We start from the raw sequence: 20,923 nt of genomic DNA on the forward strand, positions 1-20,923 counted from the left end.
ACGTTAATCCGTCTCCTTTGGTGTGTCTCCCTCTGATTGAGATGCTTCGAGTTGCATCATTTTTTGGACGAGGATGTGCTTCGGCATATGCATCAGTTCTTCGAGCGGGACGTTTAATTTTTTCGCAAGCTCAACAGCGGTCTCTGGCGATAATTGTAATGGACGCATTGGAATTCTCCTTTCTAAACCATAATTCTATACCGTCAGTATACAGGAAAATAAGAAATGTGTTGAACGAACACATTCAAAATCGAATTTCGTTTCGGTCGTTGCTAAGCTGAAATTAGGAAGTGATCAAATGTACAAACAAACAGCAGATTTTCAATTTCATCAAACGATCGAATGGTTAGAACGTGTCGGTGAAGGTTGGATGTTGTACTTGGCGCAAACCGGCTTTTTGTTCTTTGACGAGTCGTCTCAAATTCGCTGGGAGATTGACTGGATATGGACGCCGTGCGCCCTATATGTGGAGCCGAACACGACGCGTGCCGTAGCTTGGTTTCAAGAAAGAGGATTTTATGGAGTCATTGATTTACAACGAGGAACGATGGAGACACATGCGATTCCACAAAGATTCAACGGAGATTGGTTTAGCAATCTGCACCATTGGCAAGGTAATGACATCTTCTTATATTCAGCCGAATCGGATGTCGTGGCTTTGAACCTTGACGATCATACGTTTCGGTATAGTCGTTACGAAGAAGTCCCGATGTTCGGGGACATCATCGAGCTGGCCTATCAAGGGACGTATGATTTCGAAAGATTCACACCTGAAACATGCGTGACCCTGTTCGATGAAAAAGCACATCATTTTTTAGTTGAGAATGTGATAACGAATGAAAACTGGCGCATTCCCTACCAAGGAGACCGTGACACGGTCATTCTCGATCAAGTCGGAGAAACGACGGCCATCACATCGACGGAGTCGTTTCAGCTATTTCACCGGGATAAAGAGTTATTTTGTTCAAGCATATGTGCAGACAATCAATTATTGAAAGTTATGCTATTAGATGACCGAGGCGATCGTCTCGTCGTCTTATCTGCACCACCAAGATTTTGTCATAGTTGGCTTCAAGTTTTTGAACGACAAAGCTCCTGAACCGAGCACGGGTTCAGGATTTTTTTGTGAAGTGATGATGAATGGAGAGAGAAACGGGAAGTAAATGGTTAGAGAGGGAGGAGTGACAAAGATGGAATGGTTGGGTAGGCAGTTAATTCGCTTTCGATATGGGGTGCTACTCGTTTGGGCAATTTTAATTGCGGGGTCAGTTTATTTTGGATTGCAGCTTCCGAGTGAATTAAAAGGAAACGGTTTTGCGATTCAAGACGGACGGTTCCAACAAGTGGAAGATACATTGAATGAACGATTTGATCGGGCAGGGGCATCCATGATCGTCTTATTCGAAGGTGGAGACCTAGATGCGATTATGGACGAACAACAGGAACGCTTTGAAGCGATTCCAAGGATTGACGGGGTGGTCACACCGGCAGAGAACCCAGACGCCCGGTCAGGAGACGTCTCCTATTTTGTTTTGGAATTCGAAGATTACGAAGCGGCAGAGGCGTCGATAGATACGGTCCGTGACGCACTCATTGCGAACTCGGATACGGAAGTTCGATTGACGGGAGAACCCGTATTTGCGGACGATTTGAATGAGGCTTCAAAAAATGACTTAATTCGGGCAGAGTTGATCGGGATTCCGGTTGCGCTTGTTGTGTTGTTGCTCGTTTTTGGCACACCACTCGCCGCGCTCATGCCGTTACTCGTCGGGTTGATTACATTCATTGTGGCGGCGGGATCGCTATTCTTTTTTGCACAAAACATGGAATTATCCATCTTTGTCCTGAATGCTGTAGCGATGATTGCCATCGCGCTCGGGATTGATTTCTCCCTGTTACTCGTCAATCGGTATCGTGAAGAATTGGCGCGTGAACAATCGAGAGAAGAGGCCATCATACGAACCGTTGCGACGGCCGGACGGTCGATTCTCTTCTCGGGACTTTGTGTATTTGTCGGGTTGGCCGGCCTATTGTTCATCCAGGTCGACGTTTTTCAGGCAATCGCACTCGGTGCACTCATTGCGGTTGCAGGGGCGGTGTTATCGGCACTGACACTCTTGCCGTCATCTCTTTACTTAGTCGGTGATGCCTTGAATAAAGGACGGATCATCAAGTCTGATGAGACCCGTTCTGAAAAGCGTTGGCAAAAGCTTGCCCGCTTCGTGATGAAGCGTCCCGTGACGATGACACTCGTTGCATTGTTGTTATTGCTACCGAGCCTTTGGTTCGTTCGCGATTTAGAGTTGAACATACCAGATGCCGACGCTCTCCCGACCTCATACGAATCACGAGCTGCGCTCGAGCGATGGGACGATGTGTTTGGGGATAATTCGACCGATGCGGTCATTCTGTTCGAAGCGAACGATTTGACCGATCCGATGATTTTAGAGGAATTGACAAGTCTCACGGATGAGTTGAATGAAGTCGACATCGTCGATAACGTTTCGACTTTCCTGACGACATCGGGGTTAACACCGGAGACGTTTACGCAACTCGCCCTGGCGGCACCTGAACAACTCGCTCCGCTTGAACGCCTCGTCACACTTGACGGGAATACGGATCTGGCACTCGTCAACGTGAGCTTTGATGTACCTCCGAGCGACAAAGAAGCGCAAGCATTCGTACGCGATTGGCGAAATCAAGGGTTCGAAGTCGGTGGACCGGCAGCCTTCAATGAAGAGATTTACGACGAAATTTATGACAGCATCCCCTATGCGGTCATCACTGTCATCTTGGCGACATTCTTTATCCTCATGTGGGCGTTCCGTTCTATCTTGATTCCGATCAAAGCGATTCTCATGAACGTGCTCGGTCTAGGGGCGACGTTCGGACTGCTCGTCATCATCTTTGAGTCGGGCTATGTGTATGACGCCGAGACAATCAGTATTTTGACTCCAGTCTTTATCTTCTCGCTCGTCTTTGGGTTGTCGATGGACTACGAGGTGTTTCTCGTTTCACGAATCGAAGAATATTACCGCGAGACGGGTGACAATGACTACGCGACGGAGATGGGACTGGCGAAAACGAGTAAAATCATCACCTCGGCAGCCATCATTATGATTGTTGTCACCGGTGCGTTCGCCTTCACAGGCGTCAGCCCGATCAAACAGCTCGGAGTCGGGATTGCGCTCGCCATCTTCATTGATGCGACTATCATCCGGATCCTGCTCGTTCCGTCCCTCATGAAACTGTTCGGAGATTAGAACTGGTGGTGGTTCGGGAAGAAAGATTTACCGAAACGTAACATGCACTAAAGGTAACATTCAGCAACTAAATCAAAATGTGTGGTAAACTGTGTACAAGATTACGCGCAATTTGAGAAAGGAAGGTCTTTATGGATACCGAGAGGACATGGCCTCTGTTCCAACTTCCGGACTTCTAGCGTTGAAGGATCACAATCACGTGTATCAATCAACAAACGGAAGATCGGAGATGGAACAGATGGAACCGCGGCTACGACTGAGGATCCTCCTCTCCGTCAAGAACGGGGAGGACAATCGGAATGAAACGAGTTGCTACCATAGTGCTCGGAACGCTAATCATGGCGTTCGGTTATTATTATTTGAATGAACAGTTTGGTTTGGCGGAAGGTGGGTTCGTCGGATTATCGCTACTCGGTCGTTATTTATTTGATATCGACCCGGCGATTTCGATGATCGTGCTCGACATCCCATTTTTTATCATCGCGTTATGGTGGAAAGGATGGCGTTTTGTCGGGCAGGCGGTATTAGCCGCTTCGTCCTTATCGCTCAGTTATGCGATGTGGGACCGTCTCGATTTGCTCACGTTTGATATTCAAGTATGGCCGGCGACGTTATTCGCTGCCATCGCGAGTGGGATTTTGACCGGATATGGTCTCGGTCTCGTCTTGAAGTCAGGTGGAGCTACCGGAGGCGACGATTTATTCGCCATTGGCTTATCGAAATGGACAGGCGTGTCGGTCGGCACGATTTTGATTATCTTTGATGTGATCGTCCTTGGGATTTCACTCATCTATTTACCATTATCGAGCGCATTGTATACGCTCGTCGCGGTGTCAATCGCCGGACGGGTCGTCACAAAGATGCTCGTCGTCGACGAGCTCCAAGCGACACCTGTCGTGCCAAATTGGACACCAAAAAACGATCTCGCGTGAGATCGTTTTTTGGTTCATATTTTTCTTTTTCGCTATTTGTGTCAAATCTCATAGCTTATGCCTTCACCGTCTAATACACTGAAGGATGAAGGAGTGAAGTGTGATGAAATGGATGATTCCAAATCAACATGGGGCATGGTCGATGCTCATTTTACCGTTCGTTCTCGGAGGAATGGTCGGAGGATGGACATGGGCACACGTACCTTTTGCAATCGCATGGCTATTTGTTTACATGGGTACATTTTTCTTATTCCAATACATAAAACAGCGCAAGAAGTCGCGTGACCTCTTACGCACGGTAATGATGTATCTCATCATTGCTATCGTAGCTATCGTGCCAGTATTTCTCGTGGAGTGGCGTCTCATCTGGTTCGCCGTTGCGATGATCCCATTTGGTCTCGTGAACGCTTACTTTGCCAAAATCAAAGATGAACGAAACGTATGGAACGACGCTAGTGCTGTCACTTCGTTCTGTATCGGCGGGATGGCGAGCTATTATCTTGGGGCACGCGTCTTGGATGAGACGATGATATGGGTGTTTGTCTTATCATACTTATATTTCTTCGGGAGTATCTTTTTCGTCAAGACGATGATTCGGGAAAAGAAGAGCATTATTTATCGGAACCTTTCGTGGGGGTATCATATACTACTGATCATCGTGTTCATTGTACTGGGTTATCCTCTGCTCGTATTAGCTTACGCCCCAAGCCTGATTCGTGCTATTTGGTTTTACGGAAAAAAAGTCCCAATCATGAAGATTGGGATTGTGGAGATTGCGAATTCTGTATTTGTACTGACGTGTCTCGCGACGTACCTCGTCTAATTTAGTTCGTGGACGTGGTACTGGCAATGACTGCGGCAGTCGTGGCAGCCGTCATCGCTTGTTGCATCGCGAGCAGGTGAGCGAATGTTCCGTGAAGCAATAAATCGTTCGCTTCTCCAGTAGTGATGTGGTCGGCTGCCACAAGTTGAAGAGCGACGAGCACGCTATGTGTATTGAACCAGCGCTGCTTGTCTTTTTCCACATCCACAATTTCTTTTACGGCGTGTATGGAATCCATGTTCGGCTCTGTCACGATGCTAAGTAGGGCGAGCGCAGGCAAGTGTTCACGACGGATAGATACTTCTACTTCCTCTAAGTGCGACTTCCAAGTGAGCAATCGTGACACCGCTTCTTCTGGAGAAGAGTCGCTGAATGTCAGTAAATGAGAGACGAGTTGCAGTTCGTTTGACTTCGGAAGTCGGTCTTTCAATAATGTATAGTGCTGCTCAATGCGTTCATTTAAATCGATGATGTCGTCAAACGCTTGAACGAGTACGAGTGCTGATAACAAATCTTCCTCACTCGTCAACCAGGGATGATGTTGCTTAAACGTTTGATACAGGTCCGTCGCCTCATCGAGTCTTTGCTCAGGGTGATCTACATTGATCAGTTGATTCGCTAAAAAAGGACGCAATGAACTGAAGCGGAAGTGTTTACGGTCGAGCAATGTATCAAGTCGGAGCGCCTCATCGATCGCAGTTCCGATGTCTTCGTACTTAGCGTCGAGAAACGAAAGCCACACGAGGTTTTGACTACCTCTGAACTTTGAGAATATCTTTGTTTTTTGTTTCAATGCATCACGTGCGTCTGAAAATCGTGATGCATCGAACGGGGTATCGTGAATCGCGTAATGAATGGCCATCAAGCGCCGGAAGTCATCTGTCAGTTCCCATTTCGTCGCTTCTTTGATGGCATCTAGTGCCTCTACATATCGTTCATAACGTGTCATGTCGAATCGCCTCCTTGGTCAACCATACGAGATGGAGTAGAAAGATGTTTCAAAAAAGCCGCCACGGAAAAAATCCGGGCGGCTTTTCATTATTGTACTTGTGTATACAATTTTTGCATGTACTCGTTCACTTCATCGGCCGCTTGGAACATCATGAATGAATGTTGCAAGATAATCTCTGGTGAGAAACCGAGGTCGAGGTCGAGTGTAGATGCGAGTGTGACATCACGATCGCTGTCGAGTACGCAGCGGAAGTATTTGAACTCCTGGTTGAACTCGTTCAAGGCATTGAGAATCGGTAAATCTTCTACATAGTCTGGGACGTGCGTGACGGTCGCAGCGTACAACTCAGCGTCTGTCGTCTTTTTGTTAAAAGCGATAATCATAACGGGCTGAGCCCCGGATTTTGTTGTTTCACGCGTCAAAAACGTGACGTGCGTTTCAGTGTCGCTCTCTTTGAACGTCATATTGCGTTCAGCGGCGAGCGCTTTAAATGATTCTACTTTTTCTTCGAAGTTCACAAGGAAATCCCCCTTAGTAAGTCGTTACTCTAACTTTCCCCCATTTGAACAGGGAAAGCAAGGGGAACTAGCGTTTCATCAACATTTTAATGGCTTCTTCTACCGTTTCTGACGTATCTTCACCATCTTCCTGAGCTGTGATGATGCACTGCTCTAAATTCTTAGCCACGATGATTGTCGAGGCACGATCGAGTGCGGATCGGGCGGCACTGAGTTGTGTCACGACATCGCGACACTCTTTCCCTTCTTCCATCATACGAATGATGGCGCGAATTTGTCCTTCCACGCGTTTCATACGGTTCAATACTTTTGGATCGTATTGATATTGTTCCATGTCATTCACCTCTATAGTAAAAATTGTTCAGTTACCCAACTATTTATTGTGTAGGCTCATCTTAATACATGGGGGAGTATGTGTCGAGCATCAACTATCCGAATGAGCAATGAAGAAAAATTCTACATTTCGTCAAACTTATTTCTTGCATTCTAATACCTAAGGGGGTATATTAATGACGTGGAAGCGAAATGTTCAACAAATCACAAACTTGTTGAACGCCAGCTACCAAGCCGAATGGTATAGATTGAATCGAAAAGGAAAGGTAGATCAGTGATGAAAGCATCCGCTTTAAAACGTCAGATGGACTTTGAAGTGCCTGTAAACATCGTCGACGTACGTGAACGTGACGAGTTTGAAGAAGGTCATATCGAAGGTGCAAAAAACTATCCGTTATCAGAAATCACCACTTGGATTGATACACTCGATCCTGCTGAAGAATATGTCGTTCTTTGCCGCTCTGGTGCACGTAGCACGCAAGCAACTTGGCAAATGGAGGCAAAAGGCTATAAAGTGGTCAATATAGAAGATGGCTTGATGAGTTGGCCAGGAGAAGTCGTCAGAGGAGGAAATGGACAATGAGTAAAAAAATCGTAATCGTTGGTGGAGTAGCAGGTGGTGCATCTGCAGCAGCACGTCTCCGTCGTTTAAATGAAGAAAACCAAATTGTCATGTTCGACCGTGGGGAGTATATTTCATTCGCGAACTGTGGTCTTCCATACTACATCGGAGACGTCATTCAAGATCGTCAAAAATTGCTCGTTCAAACAGTTGAAGGAATGAACAAACGTTTCCAACTCGATATCCGCAACTTGACGGAAGTGACAAAAATCAACCGTGACGAAAAAACGGTGACAGTGAAACACGTCCAAACCGGTGAAACGTATGATGAGTCATATGATGTACTCATTTTATCACCGGGGGCGAAACCGATTCGTCCGAACATTCCTGGAATCGATGAAGCAGAAGATATTTTCACACTACGTAACATCCCGGACACGGATAAAATTCGTAGCTACGTTGATGACAAAGCACCAAAACACGCGACAGTAATCGGTGGGGGCTTCATCGGGATTGAGATGGCGGAAAACTTACGTGAGCGCGGCGTTGACGTCACACTCGTCGAGATGGCAGACCAAGTCATGACGCCACTTGACCGCGAGATGGTCGCTCCAATTCATGAACACATGCGCCTTCACGGTGTCGAACTTCAATTATCAGACGGTGTTTCTTCATTCTCTGAAAAAGGGAAGAAAGTACATTTGACAAGCGGTCGCGTCATCGATACGGATATGGTCATCATGTCAATCGGTGTCATCCCTGAATCGACGATTGCACGGGAAGCGGGCCTTGAGACAGGTACGCGCGGCGCGATTCGTGTCAACGAAAAAATGCTCACATCAGATCAAAATATTTATGCAATCGGAGATGCCGTCGAAGTACTCGACTATGTCTTCCAAGAACCAACCGTTGTACCACTCGCATGGCCAGCGAACCGTCAAGGACGTCTTGTGGCGGATATCATTAATGGTCGTGACGTTAAATACAACGGAACGATGGGAACAGGAATTGCCAAAGTGTTTGATATGACGGTCGCATCGACAGGATGGAACGAAAAACGTTTGAAAGCGGCTGGTAAGACTTATGAAGCCGTCCACGTGCACCCGGGTTCGCACGCAGGGTACTATCCAGGATCGACACCAGTTTCGCTCAAACTCTTGTTCCACCCGACAACGGGTGAGATTTACGGTGCGCAAGGTGTCGGCATCAATGGAGTCGACAAACGTATCGATGTCCTTGCCACAGCGATGAAAGGTGGTTTGACAGTTCTTGACCTTCCGGATCTCGAACTCAGTTACGCTCCACCATTCAGCTCAGCGAAAGATCCGGTCAATATGATCGGCTATGTCGCTTCGAACGTCGTGCTCGGCGACAACGAAGTCGTACATTGGGATGAAATCGATGAGCTCGTGAAAAATGGAGCGACATTGCTTGACGTACGTGACGAATCAGAACATGAACTTGGGAAGATTCCAGGATCAATCAACGTTCCGTTGAATTCATTACGTGAAAACTTAGACAACTATGACCGGAATGAAACAATTTATGTAACGTGCCAAGTCGGTCTTCGTGGATATCTCGCATCACGAATCTTGCGTCAAAACGGATTCAAAGTGAAGAACTTGAGCGGTGGCTACAAAACGTGGTCACAAATCAATCGTGATTTCGAGGCGCTTGAAGAGGAGAACACATCAAATGAAACTGCAGCAACCGTTGTAGAGGAGGAGTCAGCACAGATGACGAATGCACCAATCGGTGAAGCGGTTATTTTAGACACGTGTGGTCTACAATGCCCGGGACCAATTCTGGAAGTGAATAAGAAAGTCGCAGACCTCGGAGAAGGCGAAACGCTCCGCGTACTCGCAAGTGATCCAGGATTCTTCGCTGATATCGAAGCGTGGGCGAAGAAGACAGGCAATAAGCTCGTCTCGAAACAATTTGTTAACGGACGAGTCGAAGCCATCCTTCAAAAAGGACAAGGTCCGGCTGCTCCGCAGGCGGGCGCTCCAACAAAAGACGGTGCGTCAATGGTCGTCTTCAGTGGAGACCTTGACCGTGCGCTCGCATCCCTCATCATTGCGCAAGGTGCTGCAGCGATGGGTAAAGACGTGACGATGTTCTTCACATTCTGGGGACTCAATGTCATTCGCAAACCGGACGCACCGGAAGTGAAGAAACAAGGCCTTGAAAAAATGTTCGGTATGATGATGCCAGGACATGCCGGCGAACTTCCGCTCTCGAACATGAACTTCGGTGGTGTCGGTCAAAAAATGATGAAAAAAGTCATGAGTGACAAGAACGTCCCTTCTGTCGAAGAGATGATCAAGTCAGCGCAAGAAGCAGGTGTGAGAATGGTAGCCTGCACGATGTCGATGGATGTCATGGGCATCAAAGAAGAAGAGTTGATCGAGGGGGTCGACCTTGGTGGTGTTGCGGCATATCTTGGCGCAGCAGAAGACGGCAACTTGAACCTCTTTATCTAAATATGAAATATTTAACGAATCGGGTTGCGATGAGCAATCTGATTCGTTTTTTTTTTCGCAAGATTCGATTTGGTCAAATAGCCTATCATGCAAGAAAGTGAATTAATATTGCAATTTTCGTATAATTTACCTATAATTCTACTCATGTTAAAAAAGTTGACATGACTTTTTTGTTAAGAGTTTTAGAATGATGGAGGATTAGTATGGAGAAATTGGTAGAGAAGCTTGTTTCGCAGGCGAACGATTTGTTGTGGTCGCAAGTGCTCATCGTTGTACTTGTCGCATTAGGTCTTTATTTTACGGTTCGTATGGGGTTCGTCCAGTTCCGTATGATTCCTGAAATGTTCCGTCTTTTGTTTAAAGAAGGGACGGCGCGTGAGAAAGGACAAGTATCTTCTTTCCAAGCGTTCGCAATCGGAACGGCGGCACGTGTCGGTACAGGTAACATTGCCGGTGTGGCGACAGCGATTGCGCTCGGTGGTCCAGGGGCGGTCTTTTGGATGTGGCTCATTGCCTTGATTGGAGCAGCATCTGCATTCGTCGAAAGTACATTGGCACAAGTGTATAAGATTCGTGACGGACGCACATGGCGCGGGGGACCGGCTTATTATATGGAACGTGCGCTTGGTCAACGCTGGCTCGGTGTTTTATTCGCAATTTTGATTACGTTCGCATTTGGATTTGCATTCAACTCGGTACAGTCGAATACGATTTCACTCTCTGTGAGTAATCAATTTGGGATCAGTACAACAGTCGTTGGGATTGTCCTTGCGATTGTGACGGCCGTTGTCGTCTTCGGTGGGATTCAATCTATCGCACTCTTGTCGAGTATTATCGTTCCAGTCATGGCAGGTGGCTATATCCTACTCGCGATTTGGATCATGGTGACAAATGTCAATCTCCTACCAGACGTCTTCAGCCTCATCTTCTCAGAGGGAGTCCTCGGAATCGAGCAACTCTTCGGTGGTGCGATTGGTGCGATGGTGCTTCAAGGGATTCGTCGTGGTCTCTTCTCGAACGAAGCAGGTATGGGTTCTGCGCCGAACGCCGCTGCAACAGCGGAAGTGTCACACCCTGTCAAACAAGGATTGATTCAATCGTTTAGTGTCTTCGTGGATACATTACTCGTCTGTACATCGACAGCGATGATCATCTTGATTTCAGGAGTAGCAGGTTCAGAATCGTTTGCAGGTGTCGAACTGACACAAGCTGCATTGACAGCAGAAGTCGGTCCGGTAGCGACATCGTTCTTGACGATTGCAATCTTCTTATTCGCTTTCAGTTCGATTCTTGGAAACTATTATTACGGAGAGACGAACATTCAGTTCATCTCAGATAAAAAAATCTACGTCACGCTCTATCGCATCGGTGTCGTCGGAATGGTCTTGTTTGGTGCGGTCCGTTCTGCAGGTCTCGTCTGGTCGATTGCGGACGTGTTCATGGGTCTCATGGCACTCGTGAACTTGTATGCGATCTTCCGCTTGGCGAAGGTGGCTCGCGCCGTTCTCGATGATTACTTGTTACAACGTCGAGCAGGAGAAGACCCGGTCTTCTATGTCGACTCGGTTGAGAACCTTCCTGGCCGTGAATATATCGAAGCTTGGGAGAGCGAACCAGAAGAACAACAAACAGGAACAAATCGTTTTTGATGTAGGAAACCGTCTACGAATTTAAGTAGGCGGTTTTTTTACATATACAAGACGGGTAATGTCATAAAAAAGGGGGCGTTCATGTATGGAGACGACGCATTATGTACGTGTTTCCCCAGAAGTATGGGTATCGTTCAACCAAGAACCGGAGATGATTTTAGACTGGTTGATTCATATGCATGAGCAATATCGGGATCGGGACGACACGCTGACGCTTCCGAATGTGGAACCGTTTCAACGCGTGCTCAGTCAAATCGAAGTGTATATCGATGGGGCGGACACATACAATATGGAAATGGCACTCGTTGGCGAGGAGTTGATTGTGAATGAAGCGCAGGCGGTCGTTGTCGGTATACTGACTCCTCAATTGCTTCACATCGTCAAAGACACGTTGCATGCGTTCGGACGAGATGACGTGAAAGACATGGCGCTCGTGGCAAAAGATGAGTTCGAGACGATTTGGGAAGACTGGACCCGGTTGCAACAGTTTTGTGAGACGGCTTCGTCCCAGGAAGAACTAGTCCTCATTTATTATGAATGAAAGTGAGTTCCTCATCGTATACTGTAAGAAATGGTATTAAGGGGATTTGCTCATGGACGTGTTCGGTACACTCATTTCGCTCGGAATACTCATCAATCCGTTTATTGCGTATCAAACGGGAGTCAAATCACTTTATCGCATCACGCTTATCTCATTCACCGTCTTCTTGGTGACATGGGGGTATGCTGTGACGGGCGGGGTGGTATCTGTCCAGTTTGACACGGCTTGGAACGTCCTACTCACCGCTTATATTGGTCTTTTAGTGTTAAACAGTTATTTGGTCAGCAAACGGTTCGTTCCAAAGATGACATGGATTCGTTTCGGTGTAATCGCACTGGTTGGCGTTGGTGTCAGTCAAGCGTGGTTGGGACTGAGTGCAGGGGAGTGGGCACCATCATTCTTCGTGGACGGAGATTTCTGGATGATGAGCGTCATCGTATCGCTAATACTCCTGCTTCTCGTCACGATGAAGACGTTAGACCGTCGAATAGAAGCATGAAAAAATCCCGAAACGAGCCATCTCGTTTCGGGATTTTAATTATTTCAAAGCTGTCTCGAGTGCCTTGACGTTTTCACGCATCAAGTCGAAATAGCTCTTATCCATCTGTTCTTTTGTGACCGATTCCAAGTTGTAAATCGTCACGCTTTCTGCGCCGATTTCTTGCTTCACGACCTCAGCAACTTTTGGTGTGACCGTGTCTTCAAAGGCAATATAGTTCAAGTCGTGGAGACGAGCCTCTTCAATGATTCGTTTGAGGGCTTGTTGTGATGGTTCTTCAGAAGGTGTGAGTCCGGCGATTGGTAATTGTTCGAATCCATAGCGTTCAGCTAAATAGCCATAAGCGGCATGCGTTACAAGAAGTTCTGATTTCGTCCCGTTTTCGACCGCTGCTGCCAATTCACTATCTAGGGAGTCCGCTTCTTCTTTGAATGCACTTAAGCGATCCGCAAACTCGTCTTTATAGTCCGGGGCCTCTTCACTGAGAGCTGCTTCAACGGCTTCCGCCATTGTAACGGCGTTCATTGGGTCGAGCCAAACGTGAGGGTCGTATTGTCCGTGGTCGTGATGGGCATGCTCGTCTTCCGAGTGTCCATCTTCTTCATGGGCGTGCTCGTCTTCCGAGTGTCCATCTTCTTCATGTGCATGCTCATCCTCAGTGTGACCATCTTCTTCATGAACATGAACGGTATCAGTTGCATCGAGCAACGCCACGTTCTCCGCTGTTTTAACGAAGGTGACGTTCTGTCCATCTAAACTCTTCTCCATTGATTCGACATATGGCTCTAAATCGTGACCAATCGTCAAAAAGAGATCGGCTTCAGCAATTTGAGTCATCTGCTTAGAAGTGGGTTCAAATGTGTGCGGGTCTGCTCCGGGTGGGATGACCATTTCGACGTTGACTTGATCTCCGCCAATTTCTTCAGCTATTGACTTTAAAGCGAAGGTCGAGGCATACACCGTCAATTTGTCGCCCGTTGATTCCGTTGTGTTATCTCCTTCGGTATTACCGCAAGCTCCAAGTAGAAGCGTCCCGGCCGCGACGGCACCTAGCCATGTCTTTTTCATCTTTCATCGTCCACCTTTCAAAAATTATCTGAATATTAAATCGTAACAATTACGTTTTATGACTGCGATTAATATTATAGTGTGCCTTTCGAAGCACGTCAAGTCCGACTTCTGATGGATAGATTTTTGAAAAAAACGGGAATATGATTAAAAAAAGGGACGAGGAGTGGATTGTATGAGAAAGGAGACTGCCTGGTTTGTAGGTGGTGCGGCGATTGCTGCCGCGACTGCAGCCGGGGCTAGCGTGTGGAGTCAGTATGGGTCACTTGTCAGATGGCAAGAACCCGAATTGCCGATTCGACCGACAACACGCCGGCGTCACACGTACACGTATAAAATTGTCAACGATCGTCCGCTCCAATTTGATTTATATCTCCCTCCAGGTGAAGGTCCATTCCCGGTAGCGGTCTATGCACACGGGGGAGCATTTGTCAGAGGGGACCGGAGCATGGTGACGTTGTTTCATCCGTTACTCGATCACTTTTTAGGGAAAGGAATCGCTGTCGTCAGTATCGATTATCGCTTATTTGAAGATGGGGTGTATTTCCCTGATAATATCTCCGATGCTTCAGATGCACTTTGCTATTTGAAGAAACACGAATCGTTGTTGATGCTTGATACACAGCAATTACTCGTGTGGGGCGATTCTGCGGGAGCGGCTTTGTTGCTCGCGACAGCACTCGATCGTCACAAACAATTTGTAGGTGAACTCGGGGATGATCTCCCAGAAATCAAAGGGGTTATCGCCTTGTATCCACCAACAAACTTTTTATTATTCAAGTTCATTCAGACGTGGTTGGCTCATTTGAAATTCTATGAAGGAAGCCGTGAAGAGTGGCGTGAACTGATGGTGAAATGTTCACCCGTTTCCCATTTATACGCTGATGCACCGCCAATCTTATTGTTACATGGGAAGAAAGATCCGATTGTGCCATTTGGCCAGGCGCTTCACTTCGTCGAACATGCGAGTGATGTCGGTGCGAACGTCCAACTCATTTCATTTCCTAATGGAACGCACTCACTTGCAAGTTTCCTGCAATCGGACAATCCAATCAGCGAAAAGCAACTTATGGTACGCCTCAACCGTTTTATTGATGAATGCATGGTATGACGTTGCGATTTTTAGGGAAGATGGTACGATGAGTGATGATTGAAAGTATAAGGAGTGGAAGTAGTGACAGAGTTATGTTTAGTCAGGCACGGTCAGACCGATTGGAATCGTTTAGAAATTATTCAAGGGCGCGAAGATAATCCTTTGAATGCACTCGGACGTCAACAGGCCGAAGAGAGTGCAGCTTTTTTAAGTCAAGAACAGTGGGACATCATCGTCTCTAGTCCCTTATCGCGTGCGGTTCATACGGCAGAAGCGATTGCGACATCATGTGGTATCGAGCATGGGGCGATTCGTTTAGATGAACGGTTTATTGAACGTGAATTTGGAGCGGCATCGGGACAGCCGGTAAAAGGTATTTATGAGGCTGTTCAAGCCGATGATCAGGAGCGCCTTCCTGGCCTCGAGTCGGAAGGTGAGATGCGCGCCCGTGTTTTAGAAGGAATGAAGCATTTGGTCGACACACATCCAGGCAAGCGCATCATTGTCGTCTGCCATTCACATGCAATCAAAGCAGCGCTTTCAGCGATTGATGACACATACACGTTCCGTCATGCGATGCGGAACGCCTGCTCGAACTATATCATCCATCAACATGGTCAGTTTGAGGTGAAGGCAATCAATGTAGCTGACCATATCACCGATCCGGCCATTATGAAATGAGGAGAATGTCATGACGACCTTATTATGGGTATTTATTATCGCATCATTTGTAGTCGCTTTTGCCGGACTCATTTACCCGGTCATTCCGAGTGTCCTATTCTTGTTTATCGGTTACATGATTTATGGGTTTGGTTTCTCATTTGAGCCACTGACTTGGACGTTCTGGGTATGGCAATCCGTCTTCCTCATCTTTTTGTTTGGGGTTGACTATGTCGTTACCCGGGCAACGGTGGACAAACGAGGTGGCTCGGAACGAGCGAAATGGGGCGCGACGATCGGCTTGATTGCCGGACCTTTCATATTCCCGCTCGTCGGAGTCCTTATTTTCCCGTTCATCTTCGCATTTTTGGCAGAATTGACGCTCGGGAAGACGACACGCGAGGCATGGAGTATCGGCGTCGGGACGGTTCTCGCCTTTCTCGGCAGCACGTTGTTAAAAGTTATCGGAATGACGATGATGGTCATCTTGTTCTTTATCTACGTGTGAGGCGGAGGTTATTTCTCCGTCTTTTTTTTGTTTGAAGGGTCCAAGGTTGTGGGGAAATAAAAATAAGGTCATTCGATTATTCGAATGACCCGGTTTTGACTAATTGATTAAAGGCGAAACGGCTGAACGTTTGCTGCAGCTCGACTTTCTTCTCGAAGAAAGCTGGTTTCAAATTCGATGTGGCAACCCCATCTTGAATCAAGGAATCAAGCACTTGTTTCGTAGCATCCTGTTTCGGGATCAACATAAGTCCCTCGGCGACGAACGTATGATGATCGTTCAAAGCGCGTTCGCTCGTGAACGTCAAGGCGAGCGCAGCCGGGGCATTCGTCCGGGACGTGATGATTGCCTCGGCGAGGATAAGAATTCGTTTGTTTAAGTAGTGATGGAGCGTGACCGCGGACTCGGTCGGTACGAGCATCTCGAGTAGCCACTCAGAGTCGTGTTCTTTGGAGATGATCAATCCGTCGAGCAAATCGATTGGTAAGTTCAGTTCATTGCCGTATTCGTCTTGAACGAGACGGACTTGGACGAGGCGAAACGTTTTCATAGGATCGTTCCTTTCCGCGTTTTCTTTAGACCATCTTAACATAGTATGATGAATAGAATATGTTAAGATAACGGGGAGGAAACAGAAAAATAGAGAGTGAGGGAGGCATCAAGATGAGTTGGGTTGTTGGCGTAATCGGTTATGTGACGATTCTGGCGATTGTCTACTATGGTGTCCTTTTCTTCAAAGTGAAAGGGGAGCGGAGTCGGGCCGGCTATCGAATCTTTCTTTTGCTTGCCGGACTGTTTTTAGTCAGTGGGAGTGATTATATCATTGCACTGTTCCAAGGGGACACCGAAGCTACGTTTTGGCAACGGACTGTCTATTTTGTCTTGATATTGCTCTCTTTGTCGATGGCGCTTTACTTTCGGAGAAAAGAAGATCAAAGCCAAGCGGGCGAGATGACGATGGTATAAAAAAGGTTGTGGGAATGCACCCACAACCTTTTTTATTTTGGAACTCGCGTTTTGCGAATCATATCAAGTTTTAGATCCCAAAGTGGTTTACTGAACGTCACCGAGTAAACTTCCGGCAGGCGAAGGCGTTTATACTCTTCCCAAAGACCGTTCATCTGCTCATGGTGGTAAGTACGAATCTCGGTTGTGCTCGGTAGGTCATATACTCGTTTCCCATCGAGGAAAACTGGCTGCAACAAGCGTTTGACGTTGAAGTTACGTGTCTTGATTTTAAAGGCTGGGTCACGGACATCGATTAAGTCGATCTCTGTGTATGAATCAACCGGTTCGTCAGAAAGGGCGATGTAATCCCCTTTGAACATTTTCGTTTCCTTATCGATGATCCGGTACAATTCTTTTTTATGAGGCGTCGTCGTCTTCACTTTGGAAGAAGACACTTTGATGACCGGTTTCAACTCTCCGGTCTCATCTTCTCGTGCGACGAGTTTATATACCATACCAAGTGCCGGCTGTTCATAAGCTGTGATCCCACGCGTCCCAACGAGGAACGTATCGGCTTCGGCGCCCTGCATTCGTAAGTCTTGGATGACGTACTCATCTAAATCACCAGAGACGACGATTTTAACATAGTCGAGACCGGCTTCATTCAATGCTTTCCGGGCACGTTTCGACAGATAGGCGAGGTCTCCGGAGTCGAGTCGTACAGACTTGAGGCGGTGTCCGTTTGCCTCAAGTTCTTTCGCGACCGTGATTGCGTTCGGAAGACCGGATTTAAGAGTATCGTATGTGTCGATGAGAAGGCTCGTGTTGTCTGGGTACATCTCAGCGAATGAACGGAATGCGCTCAATTCATCATCATGGAACTGAATGTCCGCATGTTCCATCGTCCCTCCTGTCGGTACATCGAAATCACGTCCGGCAGAGACGAGGCTTGTCACATCGAAACCTGCGATGTAAGCGGCACGTGTGCCGTAATAGGCAGCATCGACCCCTTGCGCGCGACGTGCGCCGCCTTCAAGGAGTGTTTCGTTCGGTGCAGCTTGGCGAATCCGTGCATATTTCGTAGCGATAAGTGATTCATGGTTGGCGATATTGAGGAGTGCCGTCTGGAACAACTTTGCCTCAAAGATGGTCGACTCAATCCGGACGACTTGTTCGTGGGGGAAGATGATTTCTCCTTCGCGGACACTATATAGTGAACCAGTGAACTTGAAATTTCGTAACACATCCTCAAACTCGTCTTCGAATCCAAGTTGTTTTTTCAAGTAGGCGATATCTTCTTCGGTAAACGATACGTTCTCTAAATAATGGACGATGTTCTCGAGTCCAGCAAAAACAACATATCCTCCACTAAATGGATTCGAGCGGTAGTAAAGGTCGAAGACGACTTTTTCGTTATGACGACCTTGCTTCCAGTAGATATACATCCAACGTGGAAGGTAAAGGTCCGTATGAAGTGCTAAATTGCGATGTAACATATATTTTCCTTTCTGTTTTACGTCACTTTCCGACGACGGTCGCACCGAGTGTCGTGACGAAATGTTCGAGCGCCCATTCGTGACCGACCGGATTAAAACTTTGGACGGCATCGGCGTGGACGACGATTTGATAACCAAGATTGTAGGCATCTACGGCTGTGTGGAGCGCGCAGATGTCCGTACAGACACCGACAAGATGAACTTCTGTGATGCCGCGTTCCCGAAGACGCAAGTCAAGGTCCGTTCCGGCAAACGCGCTATACCGTGTCTTATCAATCCAGTGGTCTGCCGTTTTGGATGCTTCTTTCACAGCTCCGTACAATTCACGACCTTCTGTCCCACGGATATTGTGAGGTGGGAACAACATCGTTTCCGGATGGAACGTGTCGCCTGCATCATGGACATCGTTTGCGATGACGACATAATCCTCTGTCGAGAACGTTTCAATCAACGTGACAATCCGTTCTTCAATCTCTTGCCCAGGTTTCCCGCAAGTCAAACGACCACTGTCTGCGATAAAATCAAATGTATAATCAATAACAATCAATGCGCGCATAGAAGATGCTCCTCTCATAATCAAAATGATGGCTATCCATCTCATTCTAAATCATTATACATCATGCGCGGAAGATTATTTTTCTTCGGTTTGGGTAGAATAAGACAAGTAGACCGTATAGGGAAAGGGGATTGTGACGATGGTATTATCACAAAGTGAATTGACAGACGAACTGTCACGCTTAAGCGGTTGGCAAGAAGTGAATGGGGAGATTCAAAAGACTTACCGCCTTGAAACGTTCCCGGAAGCCATCCAATTCGTACATCTAGTAGCGGATTTGGCTGAGTCACTCGATCATCACCCAAACATCTTAATCGAGTATCGGGATGTAACTTTGACCGTATCGACTCATGACGAAGGTGGTATCACGGAGAAAGACATTACACTCGCGAAAGGGTGTGAAGGACTTGTCTAAACTTTATATGACGTTCGCGTCAGGTAGCGTTTCGGAGCGCCTTCGGAAAGAACCGGGTGTCATCGCGGCGAATGGACATGAGACGATTTTACTCGCGGAGGGGGACAAATCCCCGTTCAAAAGTGGCAAAGTGTTTGAAATTGAAGAGGCATCAGGGGAATTCGTGAAAAAAGGAAACATCTTGTATGCGAACATCCCGGCGGATGAGAATGCCCGTTCTCTGTTATTTCATCAACTATTGACTGAAAAGGCGCCCCTCGGTGTCGGACATGAAGGTTTTTCGGCTTATCGTCTCGGGGTCGACCCGGACGACCACCATGCTGTCGTCTTCATTCAATTCACGTCTGGTGGAAAACACTTCCGAGATACGGCGGATTACGCAGTCCTCGAAGACCGGTTGAAACGGGCCGTGGAACAACGTGGGTCAGGTCCTGTCATAAAACACTATGTCGTCACCGAGTCAGATAATCTATAATAAAAGATAACGTCATGTTAGGGGAGGATTTTTATGAACAAGAATTATTTCTGGTTGGGGATGGCTGCGGGTGCAGTAATCGGCGCGGCGGCATCACTTCTCCATAGCGAAACGCGCGATCAACAAGTAAGGCAATTAAAAGGCATTAAGTCGAAGTTGAAGTCATCGAATTCATCGACAGAAGCCCATGCAGTCGGTCTTCAAGCCTCATCGAAAGGGAACTTGAAAGATCGTGTCATGGAATGGAAATCGCTCTACGAAGAAAACCAAGATACGATTCAAAACCTTGTCGAAGACGTGAAGGATTTAGTCGACGTGCTACAAGAGGCTCGTCATAAAAATCAAATTTAAGCAAACGGCCAAGCGATTTCGCTTGGCCGTTTTTTGTATCTTTGTCATAGGAATTGTGCCAATAATCCGAAGATGGCTAGTCCGATAATAATGTAGAAAAACCACTTTCCATCCCCAGAATGAATAACAGGGGGTGCGTAAGAGCGTTGCTTATACTTTCCATAGCGAGCGGGCCGTGTATACGGAACGGCAAACCGTGAGAGTGGTAGGGCAAGTAAAAATCCTGAGAGGAAACCATACACATGCCCCCAAAGCGACACATTTGAACCGATTAATGTGAAGACAGCGCTGATAGCAACGAAGATATAAACCAAGCGGGCATCCTGGCTATACATCAACGTGCGACGGAAGCGGCCGATGAACACGTAAAATCCGAGAATGGCCAAGATTGCACCTGACGCACCAGCTTGTAGATAAAATAAATTGCTGACGGTGAAGTAGGTGAGCAAGTTGGCAAGAGCTCCGGCCAATACATAAAACAGGGCAAATTTCACATGACCGACCATTCTTTCCATCGCTGGCCCAAAGATGATCAGCGCGAACGAGTTGAACAATAAATGGCCGAGACTTAAATGAATAAAGTTGGCCGTGACCAAGCGGTACCATTGTCCGTCCGCGAGTGCCAAATGGAACGACCCACCCGTCGCAACGATTCGTAAACCAGGAGCGAAAGAATCGATGACAAACACAAGGAGTTGGATTACAATGAACAGCGTTACGAGTGGATATGCCCGTACAAACGTTTGTACATTTTCAGTACGACTAAACATAACATCACCTCTTTCCTCAATTGTATAA

Annotated in this window: 25 protein-coding genes; 16 read left to right on the top strand and 9 right to left on the bottom strand. The window is 47.1% G+C overall.

The annotated features are described in order from the left end of the window. Nucleotides 1-3 precede the first annotated feature (3 nt). Nucleotides 4-168: a YycC family protein gene (locus KNO98_RS11520; protein ID WP_214700972.1), complete on the bottom strand. Its 165-nt coding sequence runs from the start codon at nucleotides 166-168 to the stop codon at nucleotides 4-6. A 130-nt stretch (nucleotides 169-298) separates the two neighbouring features. On the opposite strand from KNO98_RS11520, the gene KNO98_RS11525 reads away from it, so the two are divergent. The 4 genes from KNO98_RS11525 to KNO98_RS11540 all read left to right on the top strand — a co-directional run bounded on the left by KNO98_RS11525 (nucleotide 299) and on the right by KNO98_RS11540 (nucleotide 5,018). After that, entirely contained in the window at nucleotides 299-1,099 is an 801-nt protein-coding gene (locus tag KNO98_RS11525; RefSeq protein ID WP_214700973.1) for a hypothetical protein, read from the top strand. A gap of 91 nt (nucleotides 1,100-1,190) precedes the next feature. Beyond that, the gene (locus tag KNO98_RS11530) at nucleotides 1,191-3,263 is read left to right on the top strand and encodes an MMPL family transporter (RefSeq protein ID WP_214700974.1); all 2,073 of its coding nucleotides are present in this window, start codon (nucleotides 1,191-1,193) and stop codon (nucleotides 3,261-3,263) included. A gap of 299 nt (nucleotides 3,264-3,562) precedes the next feature. Next, the gene (locus KNO98_RS11535; protein WP_026824497.1) at nucleotides 3,563-4,195 is read left to right on the top strand and encodes a YitT family protein; all 633 of its coding nucleotides are present in this window, start codon (nucleotides 3,563-3,565) and stop codon (nucleotides 4,193-4,195) included. 103 nt (nucleotides 4,196-4,298) lie between these two features. After that, the gene (locus KNO98_RS11540; RefSeq protein ID WP_214700975.1) at nucleotides 4,299-5,018 is read left to right on the top strand and encodes a YwiC-like family protein; all 720 of its coding nucleotides are present in this window, start codon (nucleotides 4,299-4,301) and stop codon (nucleotides 5,016-5,018) included. A gap of 1 nt (nucleotide 5,019) precedes the next feature. On the opposite strand, the gene KNO98_RS11545 is transcribed toward KNO98_RS11540, so the two are convergent. From KNO98_RS11545 to KNO98_RS11555, 3 genes are all read right to left on the bottom strand, one after another. Continuing rightward, nucleotides 5,020-5,967 carry a DUF4003 family protein gene (locus tag KNO98_RS11545; protein ID WP_214700976.1) on the bottom strand — a complete coding sequence of 316 codons (948 nt, stop codon included), beginning with the start codon at nucleotides 5,965-5,967 and terminating at the stop codon, nucleotides 5,020-5,022. Between the two features lie 89 nt (nucleotides 5,968-6,056). Continuing rightward, entirely contained in the window at nucleotides 6,057-6,488 is a 432-nt protein-coding gene (locus KNO98_RS11550; protein WP_026824494.1) for a type III secretion system chaperone family protein, read from the bottom strand. A 67-nt stretch (nucleotides 6,489-6,555) separates the two neighbouring features. Then, nucleotides 6,556-6,822, bottom strand: a complete 267-nt coding sequence (locus KNO98_RS11555) for a metal-sensitive transcriptional regulator (RefSeq protein WP_214700977.1) — start codon at nucleotides 6,820-6,822, stop codon at nucleotides 6,556-6,558. A gap of 276 nt (nucleotides 6,823-7,098) precedes the next feature. Here KNO98_RS11555 and KNO98_RS11560 point away from each other — a divergent pair, with 276 nt between their 5' ends. The 5 genes from KNO98_RS11560 (at nucleotide 7,099) to KNO98_RS11580 (ending at nucleotide 12,555) form a co-directional block, all read left to right on the top strand. Beyond that, nucleotides 7,099-7,404, top strand: a complete 306-nt coding sequence (locus KNO98_RS11560; protein WP_026824492.1) for a rhodanese-like domain-containing protein — start codon at nucleotides 7,099-7,101, stop codon at nucleotides 7,402-7,404. Further along, entirely contained in the window at nucleotides 7,401-9,866 is a 2,466-nt protein-coding gene (locus KNO98_RS11565) for a CoA-disulfide reductase (protein WP_214700978.1), read from the top strand. The genes KNO98_RS11560 and KNO98_RS11565 overlap by 4 nt, the downstream gene beginning before the upstream one ends. Before the next feature lie 203 nt (nucleotides 9,867-10,069). Next, a complete protein-coding gene (locus KNO98_RS11570; protein ID WP_026824490.1) occupies nucleotides 10,070-11,515 on the top strand; it encodes an alanine/glycine:cation symporter family protein in 1,446 nt (481 codons plus the stop codon). Nucleotides 11,516-11,600: 85 nt separating this feature from the next. Further along, nucleotides 11,601-12,056 (top strand): hypothetical protein, encoded by a 456-nt coding sequence (locus tag KNO98_RS11575; RefSeq protein WP_214700979.1) that lies wholly within the window; start codon nucleotides 11,601-11,603, stop codon nucleotides 12,054-12,056. A gap of 52 nt (nucleotides 12,057-12,108) precedes the next feature. After that, complete coding sequence (locus tag KNO98_RS11580; protein WP_214700980.1) at nucleotides 12,109-12,555, top strand: hypothetical protein; 447 nt, start codon at nucleotides 12,109-12,111, stop codon at nucleotides 12,553-12,555. Nucleotides 12,556-12,594: 39 nt separating this feature from the next. On the opposite strand, the gene KNO98_RS11585 is transcribed toward KNO98_RS11580, so the two are convergent. Beyond that, nucleotides 12,595-13,623, bottom strand: a complete 1,029-nt coding sequence (locus KNO98_RS11585) for a metal ABC transporter solute-binding protein, Zn/Mn family (RefSeq protein WP_214700981.1) — start codon at nucleotides 13,621-13,623, stop codon at nucleotides 12,595-12,597. A gap of 175 nt (nucleotides 13,624-13,798) precedes the next feature. Here KNO98_RS11585 and KNO98_RS11590 point away from each other — a divergent pair, with 175 nt between their 5' ends. From KNO98_RS11590 to KNO98_RS11600, 3 genes are all read left to right on the top strand, one after another. Then, nucleotides 13,799-14,734: an alpha/beta hydrolase gene (locus tag KNO98_RS11590; RefSeq protein ID WP_214700982.1), complete on the top strand. Its 936-nt coding sequence runs from the start codon at nucleotides 13,799-13,801 to the stop codon at nucleotides 14,732-14,734. 63 nt (nucleotides 14,735-14,797) lie between these two features. Beyond that, nucleotides 14,798-15,397 carry a histidine phosphatase family protein gene (locus KNO98_RS11595; protein WP_214700983.1) on the top strand — a complete coding sequence of 200 codons (600 nt, stop codon included), beginning with the start codon at nucleotides 14,798-14,800 and terminating at the stop codon, nucleotides 15,395-15,397. A 10-nt stretch (nucleotides 15,398-15,407) separates the two neighbouring features. Beyond that, entirely contained in the window at nucleotides 15,408-15,884 is a 477-nt protein-coding gene (locus tag KNO98_RS11600) for a DUF456 domain-containing protein (RefSeq protein WP_214700984.1), read from the top strand. 76 nt (nucleotides 15,885-15,960) lie between these two features. Here KNO98_RS11600 and KNO98_RS11605 read toward each other — a convergent pair whose 3' ends face one another. Beyond that, nucleotides 15,961-16,434 carry a YwpF-like family protein gene (locus KNO98_RS11605; RefSeq protein WP_026824483.1) on the bottom strand — a complete coding sequence of 158 codons (474 nt, stop codon included), beginning with the start codon at nucleotides 16,432-16,434 and terminating at the stop codon, nucleotides 15,961-15,963. A gap of 113 nt (nucleotides 16,435-16,547) precedes the next feature. Between KNO98_RS11605 and KNO98_RS11610 the strand changes: the two genes are divergently transcribed. After that, a complete protein-coding gene (locus KNO98_RS11610) occupies nucleotides 16,548-16,850 on the top strand; it encodes a hypothetical protein (protein WP_026824482.1) in 303 nt (100 codons plus the stop codon). Nucleotides 16,851-16,882: 32 nt separating this feature from the next. On the opposite strand, the gene KNO98_RS11615 is transcribed toward KNO98_RS11610, so the two are convergent. Beyond that, nucleotides 16,883-18,328 (bottom strand): nicotinate phosphoribosyltransferase, encoded by a 1,446-nt coding sequence (locus KNO98_RS11615; RefSeq protein ID WP_026824481.1) that lies wholly within the window; start codon nucleotides 18,326-18,328, stop codon nucleotides 16,883-16,885. 22 nt (nucleotides 18,329-18,350) lie between these two features. Continuing rightward, nucleotides 18,351-18,884: a cysteine hydrolase family protein gene (locus KNO98_RS11620; RefSeq protein WP_214700985.1), complete on the bottom strand. Its 534-nt coding sequence runs from the start codon at nucleotides 18,882-18,884 to the stop codon at nucleotides 18,351-18,353. Between the two features lie 139 nt (nucleotides 18,885-19,023). Here KNO98_RS11620 and KNO98_RS11625 point away from each other — a divergent pair, with 139 nt between their 5' ends. Genes KNO98_RS11625 through KNO98_RS11635 form a run of 3 tightly spaced genes read left to right on the top strand, consistent with a single transcriptional unit; the run spans nucleotide 19,024 to nucleotide 20,125 of the window. Further along, nucleotides 19,024-19,299, top strand: coding sequence for a 4a-hydroxytetrahydrobiopterin dehydratase (locus KNO98_RS11625; RefSeq protein WP_026824479.1), 276 nt, complete (start codon nucleotides 19,024-19,026; stop codon nucleotides 19,297-19,299). After that, the gene (locus KNO98_RS11630; protein WP_251129481.1) at nucleotides 19,292-19,774 is read left to right on the top strand and encodes a hypothetical protein; all 483 of its coding nucleotides are present in this window, start codon (nucleotides 19,292-19,294) and stop codon (nucleotides 19,772-19,774) included. The genes KNO98_RS11625 and KNO98_RS11630 overlap by 8 nt, the downstream gene beginning before the upstream one ends. Before the next feature lie 33 nt (nucleotides 19,775-19,807). Further along, nucleotides 19,808-20,125 carry a hypothetical protein gene (locus KNO98_RS11635; protein WP_214700987.1) on the top strand — a complete coding sequence of 106 codons (318 nt, stop codon included), beginning with the start codon at nucleotides 19,808-19,810 and terminating at the stop codon, nucleotides 20,123-20,125. 44 nt (nucleotides 20,126-20,169) lie between these two features. Here the strand turns inward: KNO98_RS11635 and KNO98_RS11640 are convergent, their stop codons facing one another. Beyond that, on the bottom strand, nucleotides 20,170-20,895 hold the full coding sequence (locus KNO98_RS11640) for a rhomboid family intramembrane serine protease (protein WP_026824476.1): 726 nt from the start codon (nucleotides 20,893-20,895) through the stop codon (nucleotides 20,170-20,172). Nucleotides 20,896-20,923: the final 28 nt, after the last annotated feature.

It is taken from the genome of Exiguobacterium sp. s57 (assembly GCF_018617685.1).
GTDB classification, from domain to species: Bacteria; Bacillota; Bacilli; order Exiguobacteriales; family Exiguobacteriaceae; genus Exiguobacterium; species Exiguobacterium marinum.

Bases quoted from the DNA above. Each gene is read 5' to 3' on its own strand.
- KNO98_RS11520 (WP_214700972.1), bottom strand. From the start codon at position 168: ATGCGTCCATTACAATTATCGCCAGAGACCGCTGTTGAGCTTGCGAAA.
- KNO98_RS11525 (WP_214700973.1), top strand. From the start codon at position 299: ATGTACAAACAAACAGCAGATTTTCAATTTCATCAAACGATCGAATGG.
- KNO98_RS11530 (WP_214700974.1), top strand. From the start codon at position 1,191: ATGGAATGGTTGGGTAGGCAGTTAATTCGCTTTCGATATGGGGTGCTA.
- KNO98_RS11535 (WP_026824497.1), top strand. From the start codon at position 3,563: ATGAAACGAGTTGCTACCATAGTGCTCGGAACGCTAATCATGGCGTTC.
- KNO98_RS11540 (WP_214700975.1), top strand. From the start codon at position 4,299: ATGAAATGGATGATTCCAAATCAACATGGGGCATGGTCGATGCTCATT.
- KNO98_RS11545 (WP_214700976.1), bottom strand. From the start codon at position 5,967: ATGACACGTTATGAACGATATGTAGAGGCACTAGATGCCATCAAAGAA.
- KNO98_RS11555 (WP_214700977.1), bottom strand. From the start codon at position 6,822: ATGGAACAATATCAATACGATCCAAAAGTATTGAACCGTATGAAACGC.
- KNO98_RS11560 (WP_026824492.1), top strand. From the start codon at position 7,099: ATGAAAGCATCCGCTTTAAAACGTCAGATGGACTTTGAAGTGCCTGTA.
- KNO98_RS11565 (WP_214700978.1), top strand. From the start codon at position 7,401: ATGAGTAAAAAAATCGTAATCGTTGGTGGAGTAGCAGGTGGTGCATCT.
- KNO98_RS11570 (WP_026824490.1), top strand. From the start codon at position 10,070: ATGGAGAAATTGGTAGAGAAGCTTGTTTCGCAGGCGAACGATTTGTTG.
- KNO98_RS11575 (WP_214700979.1), top strand. From the start codon at position 11,601: ATGGAGACGACGCATTATGTACGTGTTTCCCCAGAAGTATGGGTATCG.
- KNO98_RS11580 (WP_214700980.1), top strand. From the start codon at position 12,109: ATGGACGTGTTCGGTACACTCATTTCGCTCGGAATACTCATCAATCCG.
- KNO98_RS11585 (WP_214700981.1), bottom strand. From the start codon at position 13,623: ATGAAAAAGACATGGCTAGGTGCCGTCGCGGCCGGGACGCTTCTACTT.
- KNO98_RS11590 (WP_214700982.1), top strand. From the start codon at position 13,799: ATGAGAAAGGAGACTGCCTGGTTTGTAGGTGGTGCGGCGATTGCTGCC.
- KNO98_RS11600 (WP_214700984.1), top strand. From the start codon at position 15,408: ATGACGACCTTATTATGGGTATTTATTATCGCATCATTTGTAGTCGCT.
- KNO98_RS11605 (WP_026824483.1), bottom strand. From the start codon at position 16,434: ATGAAAACGTTTCGCCTCGTCCAAGTCCGTCTCGTTCAAGACGAATAC.
- KNO98_RS11610 (WP_026824482.1), top strand. From the start codon at position 16,548: ATGAGTTGGGTTGTTGGCGTAATCGGTTATGTGACGATTCTGGCGATT.
- KNO98_RS11615 (WP_026824481.1), bottom strand. From the start codon at position 18,328: ATGTTACATCGCAATTTAGCACTTCATACGGACCTTTACCTTCCACGT.
- KNO98_RS11620 (WP_214700985.1), bottom strand. From the start codon at position 18,884: ATGCGCGCATTGATTGTTATTGATTATACATTTGATTTTATCGCAGAC.
- KNO98_RS11625 (WP_026824479.1), top strand. From the start codon at position 19,024: ATGGTATTATCACAAAGTGAATTGACAGACGAACTGTCACGCTTAAGC.
- KNO98_RS11635 (WP_214700987.1), top strand. From the start codon at position 19,808: ATGAACAAGAATTATTTCTGGTTGGGGATGGCTGCGGGTGCAGTAATC.
- KNO98_RS11640 (WP_026824476.1), bottom strand. From the start codon at position 20,895: ATGTTTAGTCGTACTGAAAATGTACAAACGTTTGTACGGGCATATCCA.